Here is a 19,738-nt window from a genome sequence, read left to right on the forward strand (position 1 = left end):
GCCGGCCGATGGACCTGACGGGTGGCCGATGAAGTTTCATCGTCCCGGCAGGAGCTTCATCGGCCGGCCGATGAACCTCCCGGCCGGCCGGCTCAGCCCCAGAGCTCGCGCACCCGGGCGGCGTACGCCGCTGCCTGGGCGTGGCCGGCACGCGCGGATCCCGGACGGGCGGCGGGGTCGAGGACGTTCTTGCCGATCGCGGCCCGAGCGGCGTCGTCGGGGGTGATCACCAGGTGCGGCACCCCGAGCTCGTCGAGCTGCTGGCGCGCGCTGCGCAGCGGCCCCACCGAGCGGTCCAGCGGGGACAGCACGATGACGGGGTCGCAGCCCTCGGCGAGGTCGGCGTTGGCGCCCGAGCGCAGGCCGCCGTCGATGTAGGTGCGTCCACCGATCGCGATGGGCGGGTAGACGCACGGGACGGCGCAGCTGGCGTTGACGGCGTCCTCGAGCCCGACCCCGGCGCCGGCCCGGAAGGCCGCCAGCGCACCGGAGTCGGCGTCGACGGCGGTCACCACGAGGTCCTGCGCGGGCCACTCGGTGGTGGTCAGCCGCTGGCGGACCTGGTCGTAGCGCTCGGGCACGCTCGGCGTGCGCCCGCGCGCCGAGGCCCGCTGCGCCCGGTGCCCCAGCAGCCGACCGAAGGCCTCCGCGTCGCCGCGGGCGCGCAGCACCGCCACGCCGTACGTCGCCAGCACGAGCGGGCCGATCCGGGCCAGCGCCGCCTCGGTCGGCCCGTCGGGGTGACCCGGCTCGAGCAGCTGGCGCCGGTAGAGCTCGTCGAGGGGGGTGTCGCTGGTGATCTGGGAGCCGACGATCGACCCCGCGGACGTCCCGATGACCCGGTCGGCCGTGCTCAGGTCGGTCCCGGCGTCCGCCAGGCCGGCCAGCAGCCCGGTCTCCCACGCGATCCCGGTGATGCCGCCGCCGCCGAGCACGAGTGCCTTCATGGCGCACAGTCTGGACCACTCGACACCGCGACGCGGCGGAACCCGCCCACGTTCTTCACCATCCAGTGGGCGGATTCGCCCGCGCCGACGGCCAAGATCCCGGAGACTGGTCCCTACCAGCCCGGAGGACCTGAGCCAAGCACCACCCTGCCCGCCCAGCACGACGAGCCAGGACCCGTTTCAAAGGAGTCTCATGCCCCCCTTCACCCGCATCACCACGATCGCCTCCGCGGCGGTCGTGACCGCGACCCTCTCGCTCGCACCGACGCTGAGCGCCAGCGCCGAGCCCCGTCCCGACGCGACCGCGCAGGCGACCTCGGCCGCCCGGACCGCCGCTCCCGTCACCCTGGAAAAGCGCACCCCCTTCGTCTTCAAGGGCAACGGCTACGGCACCTCGATCGAGGGCGGCGAGCTGCCCATCGACTCCAGCCGCCTCGCCCTCAGCTCGATGGCCTGCACGACCATCGCGGGCAAGAAGAACCGCAACTTCGTCGAGGAGAGCGAGCTGCCCGGCCTCGGGACCGTGCGCGGCGTCTACTCGAAGGTCGTGAGCAAGAAGAAGGGCGGCGTCACCTTCCAGAAGTCCCAGCACAAGGTCGCCGAGGTCGTCCTCGCCGACACGCCTCTGGGCAAGCTGTCCATCGACGGCGTCGTCTCGACCACGAAGGCCTCGTGGTCGAAGAAGGCCGGCTACCAGGCCAGCGCCGACACCAAGATCGCCGGCATCACCTTCGCCCCGGCCGGCGGCCTGCCGGCGCAGACCATCCCGATCCCCTCGCCCGGCCAGACCATCCCGATCCCGGGCCTGGCCACGATCACCCTGGGTCGCACGATCGAGAGCCCCGAGCCCGGCAAGAACCGCTCGCGCGCCTACGCCGTCGGGGTCGTCATCGAGGTCATCCCCACCGGCACCACCATCAAGCTGGCGCGCAGCATGTCGAAGCTGGAGAAGGGCTTCAAGACCGGCATCTTCGGCGGCAGCGCGATCCCGGTGAAGGCCCACGTGCTCGGCGAGCTGGCCCAGGTCGGCCGCGTCGTGCGCCAGACCATGCCCTGCCTGGGCACCGACGGCGAGCTCGACAAGTCCGACGCCGCCGACGTGAACCTCGCCGACCAGATCGTCGTGCAGGCCGCCAGCGCCCGCCAGAAGGGCAAGCAGACCAAGAAGAAGGCCGTCGGCACCGAGGTAGCCCGGATCGCCAGCGTGAACCTCGGCGGCGGCGCTCTGGTCCTCGACGCCATCGAGTCCAAGGTCAAGGTCACCCGCCTCAAGAGCGGCAAGCTCAAGCGCTCCGCGTCCGCCAAGGTCGGTTCCATCACCGGCGGTGGCGGCGACCCGCAGAGCCTCGAGGACCTCGACGGTCTGGAGATCCCCGGCGTGCTCAAGATCGAGACCGGCCTGAAGAAGAAGGTCAAGGACGGCATCCGGATGATCGGGCTGCGGATCACGCTGCTCGACGGCACCGGTGCGGTCGTCGACCTGGCCACCTCGAAGCTGTCCATCGCGGACCGCTGAGCGCCCAGCACCCGCAGCACCAGCAGCACCCCGGCCCGCGACGGGTCCGACCACCGAGGTGGTCGGCCCTCGCGGGCCGTCTGGTTTCTCACACCTCGAATCCGGGGACCTGGCTGGCCTCACGCCCGGCGACCGCGTGAGATGGGCCGGTGCGCCCCCCGACCCGCCTGATCCCGTCCCCGGCGACCACCCCCGGCCCGGGGCTGCGCTGGGCGATGCTGGGGGCCTCGACGCTGGCCCAGGGCGCCGCCGCGGTCACCATCCACGGCCCGGCCTTCCTGATCCCCACGCTGCGCGACGCCGGGCTCACGCTGCCGCAGGCCGGCCTGGTGGCCGCCGCCCCGATCATCGGCGTGGTGCTGGCCCTGGTCGCCTGGGGCCTGGTCACCGACCGTCGCGGTGAACGCTTCGTGCTGGTCACGGGCCTGGTCCTGACCGCACTGTCCGGCGGCGTCGCGATGCTCGCCGGCAGCCGGGGCGGGCCGGTCGCCCTGTTCGTCACGCTCCTGGTCGCGGGTGCCGCAGCGGCGAGCACCGGCTCGGCCAGCGGCCGCGTGGTGGTCGGCTGGTTCCCCTCCCACCGCCGCGGGCTGGCCATGGGCGTGCGCCAGATGGCCCAGCCGGTCGGCGTGGGGGTCGCGGCAGTGAGCATCGCCGTGACCGCCGAGAGGTACGGCGTCGCCGTGGCGCTCGGCGTACCGGTCACCGCCGCGGTGCTGGCCGCGCTCGTGGTGGTCCTGGTCGTCCAGGACCCGCCCCGCCCCTCGGTGCGCGACGGCGCGACGGTGGCCAACCCCTACCGGCAGGACTCCTACCTCGCCCGCATCCACGGTGTCTCGGTGCTGCTCGTGGTGCCGCAGTTCCTGGTGTGGACCTTCGCCCTGGTCTGGCTGGTCAGCGACCGGGGCTGGTCGGCCGCGGCCGCCGGGAGCCTCGTCGCGCTCGCCCAGCTCGCGGGGGCGCTTGGGCGGATCGCCGCGGGCCAGCTCAGCGACGTCGTGGCCAGCCGGCTGCGTCCGCTGCGCTGGGTGGCGGTCGCCGCCGGGCTGACGATGGGGCTGCTGGGCTGGGCGGCCGGTCAGGGCGCAGCGCTCGCCGTCCCGCTCGTCGTGATCGCCACGGTGCTGACCGTCGCCGACAACGGCCTCGCCTTCACCGCGGTCGCCGAGCGCGCCGGCCCGCACTGGTCGGGTCGCGCCCTCGGGGCCCAGAACACCGCGCAGTACCTGACCGCCTCGGCGGTGCCCCCGCTCGCCGGGCTGGCCGTCGACCGGATCGGGTACGCCGCCGCCTTCGCGCTGGCCGGGCTGTTCCCGCTGGTCGCGGTCGCCCTGGTGCCGGTGCGCGAGGAGCGCCCGCTGTCCTGACGGATCCGGTGCCCTGATTCGGGTTCGGACCGGGCCGGAAGCGGGTAGGACGCATCCATGAGCACCAGCATGATCCTCCTCGTCCTCGCCGTCCTGGTCGTCCTGGCCCTCGTGGTCGTGGCCGTCGTCCTGATCAACCAGCGCAACTCCCGGCTCCGCGCCGCGCGCGCCGAGCAGGCCGGTCAGCTGCGGGCCCAGGCCGCGGCCCACGACGGCCCGATCGCGGCGTCGCGCGACCGGGCCGACGAGGCCGCCGGCCGCGCCGCCGAGGCGCGCAGGGAGGCCCAGATCGCCGAGCGCGAGGCCGCGGAGGCCGAGCGGCTGCTGGCCCAGGACCAGGCCCGCCAGGAGGATCAGCTGCGCACCGCCGACCACCTCGACCCGCACGGCGAGGCGATCCCCGAGCACCCCGCCGGAGCGACCGGGCCGGTGACCGAGGCCGCTCCCGCGCCCGACGACTACTCCCCGACCGACCCCGCCGTGGACCCCGCCATGGACCCCGCTGTGGACCCCGCCGTGGACCCCGCCATCGATCCTGACGGTCGCCACCGCGCCTGAACGGCCCCCGCGTCCCCCGGACCGTCCGGTCTGGGAGGCTGCGACCATGCAGCAGCAGCGCGAGGACGCGGGGACCCCGGGTGCCTCGCAGGTGCCTGCGGCCACGCGCACCCTGCGGGTGCTGCGCTTCCTGGCCGGCCAGCCCGACCCGGTGCCGGTGGACCGGATCGCGCGCGCCTGCGACCTGCCCCGCTCCACGGCCTACCACCTGCTCGCGGTGATGGCCGAGGAGGGTTTCGTCACCCACCTGCCCGAGGAGCACCTCTACGGCCTCGGGGTCGCGGCCTTCGAGGTCGGCAGCGGCTACGCCCGGCAGGTCCCGCTGCAGCGGATCGCGCGGCACGCCCTGGCCACGCTCGTCGACCGCACCGGCCACAACGCCCACCTGGCCGTCCTGCACGGGCGCGACGTCCTCTACGTCCTCGAGGAGCGGGCCCCGGGCCGCCCCCCGCTCGTCACCGACGTCGGCGTGCGCCTCCCGGCCCACCTCACCGCCAGCGGCCGGGCGCTGCTCGCCGGTCTCTCCGCCGCCCAGGTGCGCGCCACCTACCCCTCCGGCGACGCGCTGGTCGAGCGCACCGACCGGGGCCCCCGGACGCCGAGCGCGCTGCGCGAGCTGCTCGTGCAGACCCGGCAGCGCGGGCACGCCACCGAGGACGGCGAGGTCAGCGAGGGGATGGCCAGCGTCGCCGCCGCGGTGCGCGACCACCACGACCACCCGGTGGCCGGGGTCGCGCTCACCTACCCCGTCGCGGAGGTCGACCCCGCCGACGTCGACGCCCTGGCGACGCAGGTGCGGCGCACCGCGGCGCAGCTGACCCGTCGCCTGCGCGGGCGGGCGACCCCGTGAGCAGCGGCCGCGGTCGGATCGGGCTGCTCCAGATCGGCGTCGCCGGCGTCCTGTGGGGCACCGGCGGCCTCGGGGTGCAGCTGGTGCGCGAGCAGGTGTCGATGTCGGTGCTGACCATCAGCGCCTGGCGCATCGTGCTGGCCGCCGTCCCGATCCTGGGCCTGCTGCTGCTGCGTCGCGGCGGCCCGCGGCTGGTCGCGATGGTGCGGCACCGGCCCCGTCGCGTGGTCGCCGTCGGGCTCTCGACCGCCGGGTTCCAGGTGCTCTTCTTCCTGGCGGTGACCTGGGTCGGCGTCACCGTCGCCACCGTGGTCAGCCTGGGCCTGGCCCCGGTGCTGCTCACCGTCGCCGAGGCCCTCGGCGTGCGTCGGGTGCCGCCGCCGAGCCGCCTGCTCGTGGTGGCCGCCGCGCTGGTCGGTCTGGTCCTCGTCAGTCTCGCCTCCAGCCCGGACGGCGAGGCGTCCGGGCCGCGACCGGTCGCGGGGCTGGTCGCCGCGGCCGCCTCGGGCGCGCTCTACGCCCTGGCCACCGCCTGGGGCGGCACGCTCGCCCGCGAGGCGCCGCCGCTGGTGCTCACCGCGGCCACCACGTCGGTCGGCGTCCTCGCGCTGGTGCCGCTCGCGCTTCTCTCCGGCGGCCCCTGGGTCACCGCCGACCCGCAGGCGCTCGGGGTGCTGGTCTACCTCGGCGTCTTCACGATGGGCCTGGCCTACGCCAGCTTCTACGCCGGGCTGCGCACCACCAGCGGCGCCGCGGCCGCCCTGGTCACCCTGGTCGAGCCCCTGTCGGCCGCCGTGCTGGCCGCCCTCGTGCTCCACGAGCGCCTGGCCCCCGCCGGCATCGCCGGCGCCCTGCTGATCCTGGCCGCGGTCGCCGGGCTGTCGCGCGACGACCCGGCCGCCGTCGCCGCCGTCGCCGGTCCCTCGGCGGGCCTCCCGGCCGTGCCCGAGGTCGTCGACCCGCAGGAGTGGTGGGACCAGCACCCGGAGCCGGATCCGGAGCCGCGAGATCACGCAAAGCCCACGCAGACCGGGCAGCGACCGCCCACACTGTGAGCTGAGTCTCGACAACAACGTGAACATGTGTCACTTTTCATGCACGTTTCCCTCCTGGAGGTCCTGCATGCGCCGCACCCAGCCCGCCACCCGTCGCCTGGCCTGGACCGCACTGGGCGCCGCCCTGGTGGTCGGCACGGCCGTGGTGCTGCCCGGCGTCGTCGCCGACCCCGGCACGTCCCGCACCGGCCCCCAGGCGCGCGGCGGCCTGCAGGCGGTCCACGAGGCCGCCAGCGGCCAGGGCACGCTGCCCTTCACCGACGCCGACGGGCACGAGGTCCGCCTCGACGTCGACCCGTCGACCAAGAACGCCGTCTCCCGGGCCGGTGAGATCGGGGCCGAGACCCGCGACCCGACGACCGCGGCCGAGCGCACCGCCGCAGCGGCGTACGTCGCTGCCGAGCGGGCGCGACGCGACCCGAGGCTGAGGACCACCCCGGCCTACCCGAAGCGCACCCAGCACCCGCGCACCCGCTACGCCATGGCCCGCGGCTGCTACACGCTGGTGCCCGGCGGCGACCCGACGTACTTCCAGGCCACCGGCCTGGGCGAGTACCTCCTCCTGGGGCCCGACGAGACCCTGCTGGCGAGCGGCGGCGGCACCGCCACGACACCCAGCGACAGCACCGTGTGGACCGCCACTCTCAAGCGCGGTCGGATGTACTTCAGCAGCCAGGGCCTGCCGCTGCAGATCGACGGCGAGCGCGAGTTCCTGCTCACCCGGGCGAAGGGCTGCGCCACCTGGCCCGAGGCCGGGGTCGACGTCCAGGGCAAGCCGCACGCCGGCGTCACCCCCTTCCAGGAGGTCCGCGGCTACGTCGACGCGCACACCCACCACATGGCCTACGAGTTCCTCGGCGGCGAGGTCCACTGCGGCAAGCCCTGGGACCGGTTCGGCGCCGAGGTCGCGCTGACCGACTGCGACGACCACACCCTCACCGGCGGGTACGGCGCGCTGCTCGAGACCGCCCTGTCCGGCGAGGTCGGTCACGACCCGGTCGGCTGGCCCACCTTCAAGGACTGGCCGGCGCCCGCGTCGCTGACCCACGAGGGCACCTACTACCGCTGGATGGAGCGCGCCTGGCGCGGCGGGCAGCGGTTGTTCACCAACCTGCTGGTCGAGAACAACCAGCTCTGCCAGCTCTACCCGCTCAAGCGCAACTCGTGCGACGACATGGACTCGGTCCGGCTGCAGGCCCAGCGCACCTACGAGTTCCAGGACTACGTCGACGCCCAGTTCGGCGGCCCCGGCAAGGGCTTCTACCGGATCGTGACCAGCCCCTTCGAGGCCCGCAAGGTCATCAACCAGGGCAAGATGGCGGTGATCCTCGGGATCGAGACCTCGGTGCCGTTCGGCTGCACGTTCAAGAAGCTGCCCGGGGGCGACCTCGCCCAGTGCGATGCGGAGAAGATCGACGCCCAGCTCGACGAGATGCACGACCTCGGCGTGCGCCAGATGGAGCTGGTCAACAAGTTCGACAACGCCCTGTCCGGCATCGCCGGTGACGCCGGGGAGACCGGCGTCGCGGTCAACGCCGCCAACTTCCTCGAGACCGGCACGTTCTGGGACATGCGCACCTGCACCCCCGGCGACACCGAGAACCACGACAGGAACCAGACCCTCGCCGCGCCGGAGATCTCCGCGGAGCAGCAGGACGCCCTCTTCGGCGCGATCGGCCAGCTGTTCAGCACCATCAACCTGCCGGCACTGCCGCTGTACCCGCGCACCAACCACTGCAACGCCCGCGGCCTGACCACCCTGGGCGAGCACACGATCAACGGGCTCGTGGACCGCAAGATGGTCTTCGACCCCGACCACATGAGCGTCAAGGCGCGCATCCAGGCGATCGACCAGATCGAGGAGCTCGGCTACCACGGGCTGCTGTCCAGCCACTCGTGGTCGACCCCCGACTCCTACCCCCGCATCTACGAGCTCGGCGGGTTCATCACGCCGTACGCCGGCGACTCGACGGGCTTCGTCAACAAGTGGCGCCAGCACCAGGGCTGGGCCGACCCGCGCTACTACTTCGGGTTCGGCTACGGCGCCGACATCAACGGCCTCGGCGCCCAGGGCGACCCCCGCGGTGCCGACGTCACCAACCCGGTGACCTACCCCTTCAAGGGCCTCAACGGGGTGACCGTGCGCCAGCAGCGCGCCGGCGAGCGGGTCTACGACATCAACATCGACGGCGTCGCGCAGTACGGCCTCTACCCCGACTGGATGGAGGACCTGCGCCGGGTCGCCGACTCCCAGGAGGGCGACGGCCGCGCGGTGCTCGCCGACATGGCCCGCGGCGCCGAGGGCTACCTGCAGATGTGGGAGCGCGCCTACGGCATCGCCCCCGACTCCTGCCGCAACCCCGGCGAGCGGCTCCCGGTCGCGACCGTGCAGCGTCGGCTCGAGCGGGGCATGTCGACCACCGGGGTGATGAAGGTCGTGGGTCAGCCCTACACGCGTCTGGGCCGCTCGTTCGGTTTCTGCGCCCGCCAGGGCGCCAAGAAGGTCGAGATGACCGCGACCTTCAGCCGCGGCGGCAAGCTGCGCGGCGTACGCCGGGGCTGACCCCCCAAGTTACCGCCCGGTACGATCTCCCACACCCCGGGAGGCGCCTGACGGCACCGTCGCGGGGCCCTAGGCTCACGCACGCGTGCAGTAGCTGCGCGCACCAGATCCCGAGGAGCACGTGCCCATGCAGACCTTCGCCATCGTGGTGTCCCTAGCGTTCACGGCCGTCGCCGTGGTGATGACGACCCGGGCAGTGCGCGCCATCCTGGCCACCGTCCGCGTCGGCACGCCGCTGAGCCGCACCGACGAGCCGGTACGCCGCACCGTCACGCTGCTGAAGGAGTCGCTGCTCCACACCCGGATGCTGCAGTGGCGCTGGATCGGGGTGATGCACTGGTTCATCTACGCGGCGTTCATCGTGCTCAGCGCCGCGGTGGCGACCGGGTTCGTGCAGCTCTTCGACCCGCACTTCCAGCTCTGGATCATCGGGCACTTCTTCCTCTACGAGTGGATCAGCGAGGGCCTCGGCCTCCTCGGCACCATCGGCATCGTGTTCCTGGCCGTCCACCGCCAGCTGAACCACCCCCGCTCGCAGGGCCGCAAGAGCCGCTTCTTCGGCTCCACCCAGTGGCAGGCCTACTTCGTCGAGGCGTTCGTGCTCATCGAGAGCGCGGCGATCCTGTTCATCCGTGGGGCGGAGTACAACCTCGGGCTCGCCGAGGGCCAGGACATCAGCCGCTTCAACTTCCCGATCTCCTCCTTCTTCGGCGACGCGCTCTTCGCGACCGGCGCCGACAACGTGGAGACCCTCGAGAACACGATCATCTTCATCGCCATGATCAAGGTCGTCCTCGCGATGACCTGGCTGATGGTGATCTCGTCCAACCTGACCATGGGCGTCGCCTGGCACCGCTTCACCGCCTGGTTCAACATCTGGTTCAAGCGCGAGTCGACCGGCCGCGACACCGACGGCGCGACCACGGCGCTGGGCGCGGTCAAGCCGCTGACCAACCAGGGCAAGCGCGTCAGCCTCGACGACATCGACGACCTGGACGAGGACGCCGCCCTCGGCGTGGGCGCGATCGAGGACTTCTCCTGGAAGGGCATCCTCGACTTCACCACCTGCACCGAGTGCGGTCGCTGCCAGAGCCAGTGCCCCGCCTGGAACACCGAGAAGCCCCTCTCGCCCAAGCTGCTCATCACCGCGCTGCGCGACCACGCCTACGCGAAGGCGCCGTACCTGCAGGCCGCCGAGGGCGACCGCGCCGCGCTGCTCGAGGGCGACACCGCGCTGGCCACCGAGGTCGAGCGCCCGCTGGTCGGCGAGACCGGCGACGACTGGTTCTACATGCCCGACTCGGGCGTGGCCGTGATCGACCCCGAGGTGCTGTGGAACTGCACCAACTGCGGTGCCTGCGTCCAGCAGTGCCCCGTCGACATCGAGCACGTCGACCACATCATCGACATGCGCCGGCACCAGGTGCTGGTGGAGTCGAACTTCCCCGCCGAGCTCAACGGCCTCTTCAAGGGCCTCGAGAACAAGGGCAACCCCTGGAACATGTCGCCCTCGGCGCGCATGGACTGGGCCAAGGGCCTCGACTTCGACGTGAAGGTTGTCGGTGAGGACATCGAGTCCCTCGACGAGGTCGAGTGGCTGTTCTGGGTCGGCTGCGCCGGCGCCTACGAGGACCGCGCCAAGAAGACCACCCGCGCGGTGGCCGAGCTGCTGCACATGGCCGACGTCTCCTTCGGGGTCCTCGGCAACGGCGAGACCTGCACCGGCGACCCGGCGCGACGCGCCGGCAACGAGTTCGTCTTCCAGGGCCTGGCCATGCAGAACGTCGAGACGCTGACCGAGCACAAGGTCAAGAAGGTCGTCTCGACCTGCGCCCACTGCTTCAACACGCTCAAGAACGAGTACAAGGAGTTCGGGATCGAGCTGGAGGTGACCCACCACACCCAGCTGCTGAACCGCCTGGTCCGCGAGGGCAAGCTGACCCCGGTCCAGGACGGCGCCGGCGCGCACAAGCGCTCGATCACCTACCACGACCCCTGCTTCATCGGTCGCCACAACGGCGTCTACTCGCCGCCGCGCGAGCTGCTCCAGGTGCTGCCCGGCGCCGAGGTCGTGGAGATGGAGCGCAACTCCGAGCGCTCCTTCTGCTGCGGCGCCGGCGGCGCGCGGATGTGGATGGAGGAGAACACCGGCGAGCGGATCAACGTCAACCGGACCACCGAGGCCATCGGCACCGGTGCCGACCAGATCGCGGTCGGCTGCCCGTTCTGCCGGGTGATGCTCTCCGACGGCCTGACCATGAAGCAGTCCAAGGGCGAGGCGCGCGAGGAGGTCGAGGTCCTCGACGTCGCGCAGATGCTGCTCGCCTCGGTCAAGGGCGAGATGGCCACCAAGGCCGCCCCGGGCTCGTCCGCGGCCGCTGCTCCCGCGGCGAAGGCTGCGGCACCCGCCGCGAAGACCGCCGACAAGGACTCTGGCAAGGAGTCCGGCAAGGACGAGGCCACGAAGGCCGAGCCGGAGGCCGGTGACGCCACCATCACCGAGGACACGGTCGTCGAGACCCAGGACGCCGGGCCGGCCGCCAAGGCCAGCGGCGGCTCCAGCCTGTTCGACTCGCCGGACGCCGCGGCGGCCGACGACAAGCCGGCGGCAGCCACCTCGGGCGGTTCGCTCTTCGACACCCCGGACACCGCGGCCGCGGACAAGCCGGCCGCCGAGGAGGCGAAGGCCGCGAAGCCGGAGTCCTCCGGCGGGTCGCTCTTCGACCTCGGTGGCGACGCGCCTGCGGCGCCGGCCAAGGCCGACCCGAAGGCCGAGACTGCGCCGAAGGCGGAGCCGGCCGAGGCGAAGACCGAGACCGCGCCGGCCGCGAAGGCGGAGACCACCGACCTGTCGGGTGGCGGATCGCTCTTCGACCTCGGTGGCGACGCGCCTGCGGCGCCGGCCAAGGCCGACCCGAAGGCCGAGGCAGCGCCGAAGGCGGAGCCGGCCGAGCCGAAGGCCGAGGCCGCGCCTGCCGCGAAGGCGGAGACCACCGACCTCTCGGGCGGCGGGTCGCTCTTCGACATCCCCGCCGCGGAGCCGGTGGCGAAGGCCCCGGCCGAGCCGAAGGCGGAGGCTGCGCCGAAGGCCGAGGCACCCGCCGAGCCGAAGGTCGAGGCCAAGACCGAGGCCGCGCCGGCAGCGAAGTCCCAGTCCACGGACCTCTCGGGTGGCGGGTCGCTCTTCGACATCGCCGCCCCCGAGCCGTCGGCGCCGTCCACCAGCAGCACCCCGGCTGCCGAGCCGGAGCCTGCGGTGGAGACGGAGCCGGAGCCGGAGCCCGAGGCGAAGGCCACCCCGGAGCCCGCCCCCGAGCCGACCCCGGAGCCGGCGGCCACCACGGCCACTCCGGCCGCGGCGTCGTCGGGATCGGCCGTCACGCCGAAGACCGACGTGGACGTCAACGGGCTGGGGTCGCTGTTCGACATCGAGGCCCCGGAGGCCACGACGGTCGAGCGGCCCGCGGCAGCACCGGCCCCGGAGCCCGAGGCGGCAGCACCGGCCCCGGAGCCCGAGGCGGCGGCACCGGTCGAGGAGCCCGAGAAGGCCACCGCGCCCACGTCCGCGTCCACGTCCGACGACGTCTCCCCCGGCGCAGCGCTGAGCGCCGCGGCGACCCAGGCGGCCGGAACGGCGGAGGAGACCCCCGAGCCCCCCGAGGCCGAGGTCGTGGCCGAGGAGCCTGCCGTCGAGGAGCCTGCGACGGAGGCACCGGCGGCCGAGGAGCCCGCTGCTGAGGAGCCGGCCGAGCCTGCTCCGAAGCCGGCCTCGAGCGGCGCCGCGCACACGCCCAAGACGGACGCCGACATCGAGGGGACCTCGTCGCTGTTCGACCTCTGAGCGCGCGCTGAACGAAAGTGTGGAGGCCCCGATCAACCTGGTTGATCGGGGCCTCCACACTTTTCGCAGGGAGAGACCATGCCGGTCCAGCCCCGGCGCTGCAGGACGGCACCGACCCGGGCCGCGGTGCGGCAGGGCCGGTCGACGACCTGGCCCCAGCCCAGCCGCAGCGTCTCGTGCGCGTCCACCGCCTGGTCGAGATCCCGGTCCAGGTCCCGGTCGCGCTGCCGCACGGAGGAGTGGAAGAGCCGACTGTCGAGCTCCACCAGCAGGCCCAGCTCCTCGTAGGCGACGTCCTGCCACATGGTCCGTCCTGCGGAGCGGGCCAGCACCTGACGAGACCCCACCGGCAGACCGTGCGCGCGCTCCACCTGCTCGAGGTAGGCGTGCTCCAGCACCGAGCAGGTGCCGTCGGCCACGTCCTGGAGCACCCGCCGCGTCCAGTCCCGGCGCCGCGCCCAGGGCCGAGCATCGAGGCTGGCCAGGAGTCGCTGCGCCGTCGTGCGCCGCGACCCGCACGCGTCAGCGAGTGCCGCCACGGCAGCGAGGTCGTCCGGGGCGGCCAGGGCCAGGTCGAGGGCGGCCTCCTCGTAGCGCAGCCGTGGCGGGCCGAGGTTCCACCGCACCTGGTCGGCGTACCCGGCCCGGCGGTGCACCACCACGCCGGGCGGGGGCTCGAGCCGCCGGTCGCGGTCGACGACCACGTGGATCACGTCGGTCTCCCGGTCCGCCCGCCCCGGACCGTCTGCGGCCCGCAGGGCCGACTCCCCGCACAGCGCGGCCGGCCACGCCCACAGCACCGCCGCCCAGGCCCGCTGCTGCCAGGTGAGCGGACCGGTGTGCTCGACGTAGATCCCGCGATGCACCTCGACCAGCTCGCGACGACGCCGCATCCGCGCCAGGTCGGTGGCGTCGGTGGTCTCAAGGGCCAGCAGCTGGCGGCGCGCCACCACCCCGGCCTGGTCACGCAGCAGTCGACTCGTCTCGTCCATGCCCGGGACCCTGCCCCGGTACGCCGCTCCCGTCACCGCGCTCGGGCGACCCTGTGGACGACGGTGCCGCAGGGTCCGGACGGGGGTGGGCTAGGCGCAGCCCACGCAGGTCCGCGCCGAGGGACGCACCTCGAGGCGCGCGGGCGGGATGGGGCGCCCGCACCGCTCGCAGACGCCGTACGTGCCGCGGCCCTCGCGCTCGAGCGCGGCGTCGAGGTCGGCGAGCCGTCGCTCGCCCTCGCGCAGGAGCGTCGCGACCTGGGAGCGCTCGAAGGCGATCGTGGCGCCCTCGGGGTCGTGCTCGTCGTCGGCGTTGTCGCGCTCCGACGCGGCCCGGAACGCATCGAGGTCGGCGCGCAACCGATCGGTCCGGGCCAGCACCTCGTCGCGCTCGGCCTCCAGCCGGGCGCGGGTGGGGGTGGTGGGCACGGCGAGCCGGTCGGGGGTCAGATCTGGGTGCGGTGGAAGCTCTGGAACGAGCGGGACGGTGTGGGCCCGCGCTGACCCTGGTAGCGGCTGCCGTACTTCGCCGAGCCGTAGGGGTGCTCGGAGGGCGAGGACAGCCGGAAGAAGCAGAACTGGCCGATCTTCATGCCGGGGTAGAGCTTGATCGGCAGCGTGGCCACGTTGGCCAGCTCCAGGGTCACGTGCCCGCTGAAGCCGGGGTCGACGAAGCCGGCGGTCGCGTGGGTGAGCAGCCCGAGCCGGCCCAGCGACGACTTGCCCTCGACCCGAGCCGCGATGTCGTCGGGCAGCGAGACGACCTCGTACGTCGAGCCCAGCACGAACTCACCCGGGTGCAGGATGAACGCGTCGTCACCCTCCGGCTCGATCATCCGGGTCAGGTCGGACTGGTCGGCCGCAGGATCGATGTGCGGGTACTTGTGGTTCTCGAAGACCCGGAAGAACCGGTCGAGGCGCACGTCCACCGACGACGGTTGCAGCATCGCGGGGTCGAAGGGGTCCAGGGCGACCCGTCCGGCGTCGATCTCGGCCATGATGTCGCGGTCGCTGAGCAGCACGAGGCCCAACCTACCGTCGACGCCGCCTCCTCACCCCTGTGTCCGCGCCGGGGACAGCGACAATGGGTCCATGAGCCTGGATCGCTACGTCGCCCTGGGCGACTCCTTCACCGAGGGCCTCGGCGACGTCGACCCCTCACGCCCCCACGGCCTGCGCGGCTGGGCCGACCGCGTCGCGGAGGTCCTCGCCACCGGCAACCCGGACTTCGCCTACGCAAACCTCGCGATCCGGGGCCGCAAGCTGGACGGGATCCTCGCCGAGCAGATCGAGCCGGCACTGGCCCTCGAACCCGATCTCGTCACTATCTACGCCGGCGCCAACGACATCATGCGCCCGCGGGTCGACCTCGACCTCCTGCTCACCCGCTACGGCGACGCGATCGCGCGGCTGACCGACTCCGGCGCCCAGGTCCTGGTGTGGACCTCGGCCGACCCCGGCCACTCGGCGACCTACCGCCTGGTGCACGACCGCTTCCGGCGCTACAGCGACGGGGTGCGCGCCCTCGCGGCCCGCCACGGCGCCCGGGTCGTCGACTACTGGCACCTCAAGGAGTACGCCGACTGGCGGCTGTGGGACTCCGACCGCATGCACATGGGCCCGGCGGGCCACCAGCGGATGGCGATCGAGGTGCTCGACACCCTCGGCGTGCCGCACGACCTCGCGGCGCTGCCGCTGCCCGACCACGGCCCGGTGCCGTGGCACGAGCGGCTGCGCACCGACGCCACCTGGGCCCGCACCTTCCTGGTCCCCTGGGTGCACCGTCGTCTGACCGGTCGCTCCTCGGGTGACGGGATGGCGCCGCGCTACCCCGAGTACACCCGGATCGCACCGGCCCACGCCTGATCGTCTAGCATGGCGGCGCACCATCTCGGTGGTGCGTGCGGACGTAGCTCAGTTGGTAGAGCGCGACCTTCCCAAGGTCGATGTCGCGAGTTCGAGTCTCGTCGTCCGCTCCGTTTCCCCCCGTGTCACGGTCGAGAGGCACCCTGCATGTCGACGGCCCCCACGCACCCTCTGCGGCTGCGGCTCGCAGCGCACCCGGGTCGCGACCACCTCGACGGTGGCTGGTGGCCGCACACCCGCGACCTGGCCTCGGAGCTGCGCCGGCTCGTCGACGGCCTCCCCACCGACCTCGCCCCGGTGGTCGGCGCACTCCACTCCCCGACCGACTGGGACCACCCGCCCACCGGATCCCTGCAGGTCGCCGCAGGTCACGTCGACGTCGACCGCTTCCCGGATCCCGACCCTGCCCTGGTGCAGCTGACGCTGGCCGACGACACCGTCTGGCGGCTGCTCGTGGTGCCGCCGGACTTCAGCCCCGACCAGGGCGAGGAGGCGCTGCTGGCCGCGGCCACCAGCGGCAACCGCCACGACGCCGCCGACCTGCTCGACACCGTCGAGGGCGGCTACGAGTCCCGCGTCGAGGACCACTGGCTGCCCGGCAGCAGCTGAGGGCATCCGACCGCGATCTAGGCTCTGGGCCATGACTCCCCCACCGACGAGCCGGGCGAGCGCGCAGGCGGGCGCCGCGGAGTTCACCGGCTTCCCCGTCGCCGCCCTCGACTTCTACGACGACCTCGAGGTCGACAACACCAGGTCGTTCTGGGAGGCCCACAAGGCGGTCTACGCCGAGTCGGTGCGCGCCCCGATGACCGCGCTGTGCACCGCGCTGGAGCCCGAGTTCGGCCAGGCCAAGATCTTCCGGCCCTTCCGCGACGTGCGCTTCGCCAAGGACAAGACGCCGTACAAGACCCACCAGGGGGCGTTCGTCCAGGTCGCTCCGGCCACCGGCTGGTACGTCGAGCTGTCGCCCCGCGGCCTGCGCACCGGGGCGGGGTTCTACGAGGCGGCCGGCACCCGCCTCGCGTCGTTCCGCGAGGCGGTGGCCCACGACCGCACCGGACCCGAGCTCGAGGGCCTGGTGGCCGGGCTGGTGGAGCAGGGCTTCGAGCTGGGCGGCGAGCGCCTCAAGACCTCACCACGCGGCTTCGACGCCGACCACGCGCGCATCGAGCTGCTGCGGCACAAGTCGCTGACCCTCGGTCGCTCGCACGGCTTCGAGCCGGTCATCCACACCGCGGCCGCGCTCGACCTGGTGCGCGAGGACTGGCAGACCCTGCGCCCCCTCGTGGAGTGGCTGCAGCGGCACTGCCAGGACTGACGCGACCGCCGGCGCACCGGCCCCGACGTCGCAGTAGTCCTCCCGCCCCCGGCGCTCCTGGTCGGGGCGGCAGTAGGAGTGCTCGCTCGCCCACACGACCCCGGCGAAGGACAGCACCGAGACCACCGGCACCGCGAGCGCCAGCGCGAGCAGGATGGGCCGGCGCATGCGCCGCACGACCGGCGGCAGGAACAGCGCGACGGCGAGCACGAAGAGCCCACCTTGCAGCAGCCAGCCGCCGATCAGCAGCGCGCTCGTCGCCGAGCACGGCCCGCACGCAGCCGCGCTGCAGCTGTAGTCGTTGGTGCAGTCGGTCATCACCGCGAAGCCCAGGACGAAGGACCCGCCCGTCGCCAGGGCGCCGGTCACGAGGAGGCCAGGCACCCGGGCCAGGAGGAGAGTCGTGGACGTCATCGCACCACGGTGCCCCGGGCCGCGCCCTGCGGTCGTGAGCCCCGGTGCTCAGCTGCCGGCGGCGTACGTCGCCATCGTGCGCTCGGGCTCCCAGAAGGCGCGCATGGAGGTGACCAGGCCCTCGGCGTCGACGGTGTAGACCATCACCAGGTCGGTGTACGTCGAGCCGCCGTCGGCGAAGGCGGTGTGGATGGTCCCGACGTTGGCACAGGTCGAGCCGTTGGCGAACGAGTCGCGGATGACGAAGCGGAACGAGTCGATCGGCTCGATGGCCAGGCGCCAGAACGCGGCGATCCCCTCGTGGCCGCGGTGGCCCGTGCCCTCCTCGTCGAACATGGACGGACCGACCGGGTCCTCGAGCAGGGCGTCGGGAGCGTAGACGGTGAGCCACTCGTCGAGGTCGCCCTTGGCGACCGCGGAGTAGGAGCGCATGGAGGCGAGGCGCGCCGGGTGCTCGTCGAGCGCGGCGTGCCACTCGACGGCGGACGAGCTGATCGCGCTGGGTTGCGTGGCGCTGGGCTGGATGCTGGTCATGACCGGCATCGTAGGACCGAACTGGAACATGTTCTAGTGCGACGTCGGGTCAGGCGCGCGCCGGAGCCGCGGACCGTCGTACGTCCGTCGCGCAGCCGACACCCCGGGTTCACCGGCCCGCCGCCGGGGCCTGCCAGCGTCCGGGTCATGAGCAAGCGCAGGTTCGTCCTCCACGTCGGGCTCGAGCACAGCGGGGCCGACGGGCTCGCCGTCGGCCTAGCCGAGCACCGCGACCGGCTCGCCGAGCTGGGCGTGCGCTGCCCGGCCCGCCACCCCGACGAGTCGCGACGCGCCGCCATCGAGCTGCGCCGGCTGCACAAGAGCTGGGGCTACCACCGGCGTGAGGTCGAGGGCGCCTGGGCCGATCTGGTCCGACGCGCCCGCAAGCAGGGCGCCACCGCACACGCTGCGGTGGTCGTGAGCGAGGAGCTGCTCGCGGGCGCGTCGCCGGACCAGATCGCGCTGCTCCTGGACTCCCTGGGGGGCTTCGAGGTGCACGTCGTCGTGACGTTGCACGACCCGGCCTCCCAGCTCGTCGACGCCTGGGCCGCGTCCGTGCGGTGCGGCGGATCGCTGCCGCTGCGCCGCTACGCGCGCCGGGTGCTCGACCCGGGCCGCGAGACCGTCGAGGCCGGCGACTTCTGGGCGGCCCACGACGTCGGTCCGGTGTTGGAGCGCTGGGCCGGTGCGCTGCGGCGCAGCGACCGGGTGCACGTCGTGGTCCCGACCCCGGGCCAGGACCGCACCGAGTCCACGTGGCGGGTCGTCGCCGCACTGGCGGGCGTCGAGGCCGACGCCGTGGCGATGCGCGATCCCGAGCGGTCGACCCTGGGCCCGGCCGGGCTCAAGGTGCTGCGCCACGTCAACCGGGCCGTGGACGAGCGGGCCCGGGTGCACGCCGCCCGGGCGGTGCTCCACGACCAGCTGCGCGCGCGGGTGCCGGGCAGCGCCGCCGGGTTGTCGTCGTCGTGGCACGAGGACCTCGTGGACCTCGCCGAGGCCTGGGCCAAGGCGCTGGCCGAGGGCGGCTACGACGTGACCGGCGCGACCGCCGACCTCGCGCCACCCTCCCCCTGGGCCACCGGGACGCCGTACGCCGCCGGCAGCAGCAGCACCGAGGAGCGGCTGACCGCGGCCACCGACGCGCTCGCCGACCTGCTGGTCGAGACGACCCGCCTGCGCGAGCACGCCGGCGACCTCGAGGCCCGGGTGGAGAAGCTGACGCGCAAGAAGGCCTCGCTCAAGGCGCGGCTCGCCACCGCCGTCGCCGCTTCCTAGGCACAGGAGCCCGGACCAGGGTCAGTGCGACTGCCAGGCGTCCTCGTCGGCGGTCCGCTCGGTGACCTCCGAGGGCAGGTCGCGGTCCGCGAGCTCGCGGATGGAGACCTGCTCGAAGACGTCGCGCAGCGAGCGGCGCGCCGCGATCCACACGTGCTGGAGCACCTCGGCGGACTCGTTGTACTCCACGGCCTCGGGGCGCAGCCCGTAGACCGAGACCAGCGGGCCGTCGACCGCCCGGATCACGTCGGCGACCGAGACGCCCGCCGCGTCGCGGGCCATCCGCCAGCCTCCGGACTGGCCGCGCTGCGACATCACGACCCCGGCGCGGCGCAGGTCGGCGAGGATCGACTGGAGGAACCCGGTGGGGATGTCCTGCACGCGGCCGATCTCCTCGGCGCTCACCGCCTTGCCGTCCGTCCGGCCCGCCATCTCGATCAGCGCCCGCAGGGCGTAGTCGGACTTGGCGGAAACTCGCATGAGTCCAGTGTCTCAGACGAGTCGATCGATTCACTCGACTTACCCGACCACCGGGGGGTGACCGCTCTGCTTGCGGGCCAAGTTACTGACCCGTATAGTTGAAGTTACCGACCAGTACGACGCGCGTCGCACCCCGGTCCGGATCGAACCGCTACGACT

The 19,738-nt window shown here is 73.4% G+C and carries 17 protein-coding genes and 1 tRNA gene; 12 read left to right on the forward strand and 6 right to left on the reverse strand.

What is annotated here, in order from left to right:
- Positions 1-92: 92 nt before the first annotated feature.
- The gene (locus I601_RS04840) at positions 93-947 is read right to left on the reverse strand and encodes a patatin-like phospholipase family protein (protein WP_068106992.1); all 855 of its coding nucleotides are present in this window, start codon (positions 945-947) and stop codon (positions 93-95) included.
- A gap of 193 nt (positions 948-1,140) precedes the next feature.
- Between I601_RS04840 and I601_RS04845 the strand changes: the two genes are divergently transcribed.
- The 7 genes from I601_RS04845 to I601_RS04875 all read left to right on the forward strand — a co-directional run bounded on the left by I601_RS04845 (position 1,141) and on the right by I601_RS04875 (position 12,697).
- Complete coding sequence (locus I601_RS04845; protein ID WP_068106993.1) at positions 1,141-2,463, forward strand: choice-of-anchor P family protein; 1,323 nt, start codon at positions 1,141-1,143, stop codon at positions 2,461-2,463.
- 149 nt (positions 2,464-2,612) lie between these two features.
- A complete protein-coding gene (locus I601_RS04850) occupies positions 2,613-3,830 on the forward strand; it encodes an MFS transporter (protein WP_237089556.1) in 1,218 nt (405 codons plus the stop codon).
- Between the two features lie 57 nt (positions 3,831-3,887).
- Positions 3,888-4,388, forward strand: a complete 501-nt coding sequence (locus tag I601_RS04855; protein WP_068106996.1) for a hypothetical protein — start codon at positions 3,888-3,890, stop codon at positions 4,386-4,388.
- Positions 4,389-4,434: 46 nt separating this feature from the next.
- Positions 4,435-5,238, forward strand: coding sequence for an IclR family transcriptional regulator (locus I601_RS04860; RefSeq protein WP_068106997.1), 804 nt, complete (start codon positions 4,435-4,437; stop codon positions 5,236-5,238).
- Positions 5,235-6,293, forward strand: a complete 1,059-nt coding sequence (locus I601_RS04865) for a DMT family transporter (protein ID WP_068106999.1) — start codon at positions 5,235-5,237, stop codon at positions 6,291-6,293. Before I601_RS04860 ends, I601_RS04865 begins: the two co-directional genes overlap by 4 nt.
- Positions 6,294-6,360: 67 nt before the next feature.
- The gene (locus tag I601_RS21080; protein ID WP_068107000.1) at positions 6,361-8,856 is read left to right on the forward strand and encodes an amidohydrolase family protein; all 2,496 of its coding nucleotides are present in this window, start codon (positions 6,361-6,363) and stop codon (positions 8,854-8,856) included.
- Positions 8,857-8,983: 127 nt separating this feature from the next.
- Positions 8,984-12,697, forward strand: a complete 3,714-nt coding sequence (locus I601_RS04875; RefSeq protein WP_068107003.1) for a (Fe-S)-binding protein — start codon at positions 8,984-8,986, stop codon at positions 12,695-12,697.
- A gap of 32 nt (positions 12,698-12,729) precedes the next feature.
- On the opposite strand, the gene I601_RS04880 is transcribed toward I601_RS04875, so the two are convergent.
- From I601_RS04880 to dcd, 3 genes are all read right to left on the reverse strand, one after another.
- Complete coding sequence (locus I601_RS04880) at positions 12,730-13,689, reverse strand: type IV toxin-antitoxin system AbiEi family antitoxin domain-containing protein (RefSeq protein ID WP_068107005.1); 960 nt, start codon at positions 13,687-13,689, stop codon at positions 12,730-12,732.
- A 90-nt stretch (positions 13,690-13,779) separates the two neighbouring features.
- A complete protein-coding gene (locus I601_RS04885) occupies positions 13,780-14,118 on the reverse strand; it encodes a TraR/DksA family transcriptional regulator (protein ID WP_068107007.1) in 339 nt (112 codons plus the stop codon).
- Between the two features lie 17 nt (positions 14,119-14,135).
- Complete coding sequence (dcd, locus tag I601_RS04890) at positions 14,136-14,711, reverse strand: dCTP deaminase (protein ID WP_068114395.1); 576 nt, start codon at positions 14,709-14,711, stop codon at positions 14,136-14,138.
- Positions 14,712-14,781: 70 nt separating this feature from the next.
- Here dcd and I601_RS04895 point away from each other — a divergent pair, with 70 nt between their 5' ends.
- From I601_RS04895 to I601_RS04910, 4 genes are all read left to right on the forward strand, one after another.
- Positions 14,782-15,555: an SGNH/GDSL hydrolase family protein gene (locus tag I601_RS04895; protein WP_068107011.1), complete on the forward strand. Its 774-nt coding sequence runs from the start codon at positions 14,782-14,784 to the stop codon at positions 15,553-15,555.
- Positions 15,556-15,592: 37 nt separating this feature from the next.
- A tRNA-Gly gene (locus I601_RS04900) sits at positions 15,593-15,665 on the forward strand.
- Positions 15,666-15,702: 37 nt separating this feature from the next.
- Positions 15,703-16,164: a DUF5994 family protein gene (locus I601_RS04905; RefSeq protein WP_068107013.1), complete on the forward strand. Its 462-nt coding sequence runs from the start codon at positions 15,703-15,705 to the stop codon at positions 16,162-16,164.
- A 31-nt stretch (positions 16,165-16,195) separates the two neighbouring features.
- Positions 16,196-16,873, forward strand: a complete 678-nt coding sequence (locus I601_RS04910; protein WP_068107014.1) for a DUF2461 domain-containing protein — start codon at positions 16,196-16,198, stop codon at positions 16,871-16,873.
- Between the two features lie 462 nt (positions 16,874-17,335).
- On the opposite strand, the gene I601_RS04915 is transcribed toward I601_RS04910, so the two are convergent.
- Positions 17,336-17,821, reverse strand: coding sequence for a nuclear transport factor 2 family protein (locus tag I601_RS04915; protein WP_084528009.1), 486 nt, complete (start codon positions 17,819-17,821; stop codon positions 17,336-17,338).
- Positions 17,822-17,968: 147 nt separating this feature from the next.
- On the opposite strand from I601_RS04915, the gene I601_RS04920 reads away from it, so the two are divergent.
- Entirely contained in the window at positions 17,969-19,099 is a 1,131-nt protein-coding gene (locus I601_RS04920; RefSeq protein ID WP_068107016.1) for a hypothetical protein, read from the forward strand.
- Positions 19,100-19,120: 21 nt separating this feature from the next.
- Here the strand turns inward: I601_RS04920 and I601_RS04925 are convergent, their stop codons facing one another.
- Positions 19,121-19,579: an RrF2 family transcriptional regulator gene (locus tag I601_RS04925; protein ID WP_068107018.1), complete on the reverse strand. Its 459-nt coding sequence runs from the start codon at positions 19,577-19,579 to the stop codon at positions 19,121-19,123.
- Positions 19,580-19,738: the final 159 nt, after the last annotated feature.

Source organism: Nocardioides dokdonensis FR1436 (assembly GCF_001653335.1).
GTDB lineage: Bacteria > Actinomycetota > Actinomycetes > Propionibacteriales > Nocardioidaceae > Nocardioides > Nocardioides dokdonensis.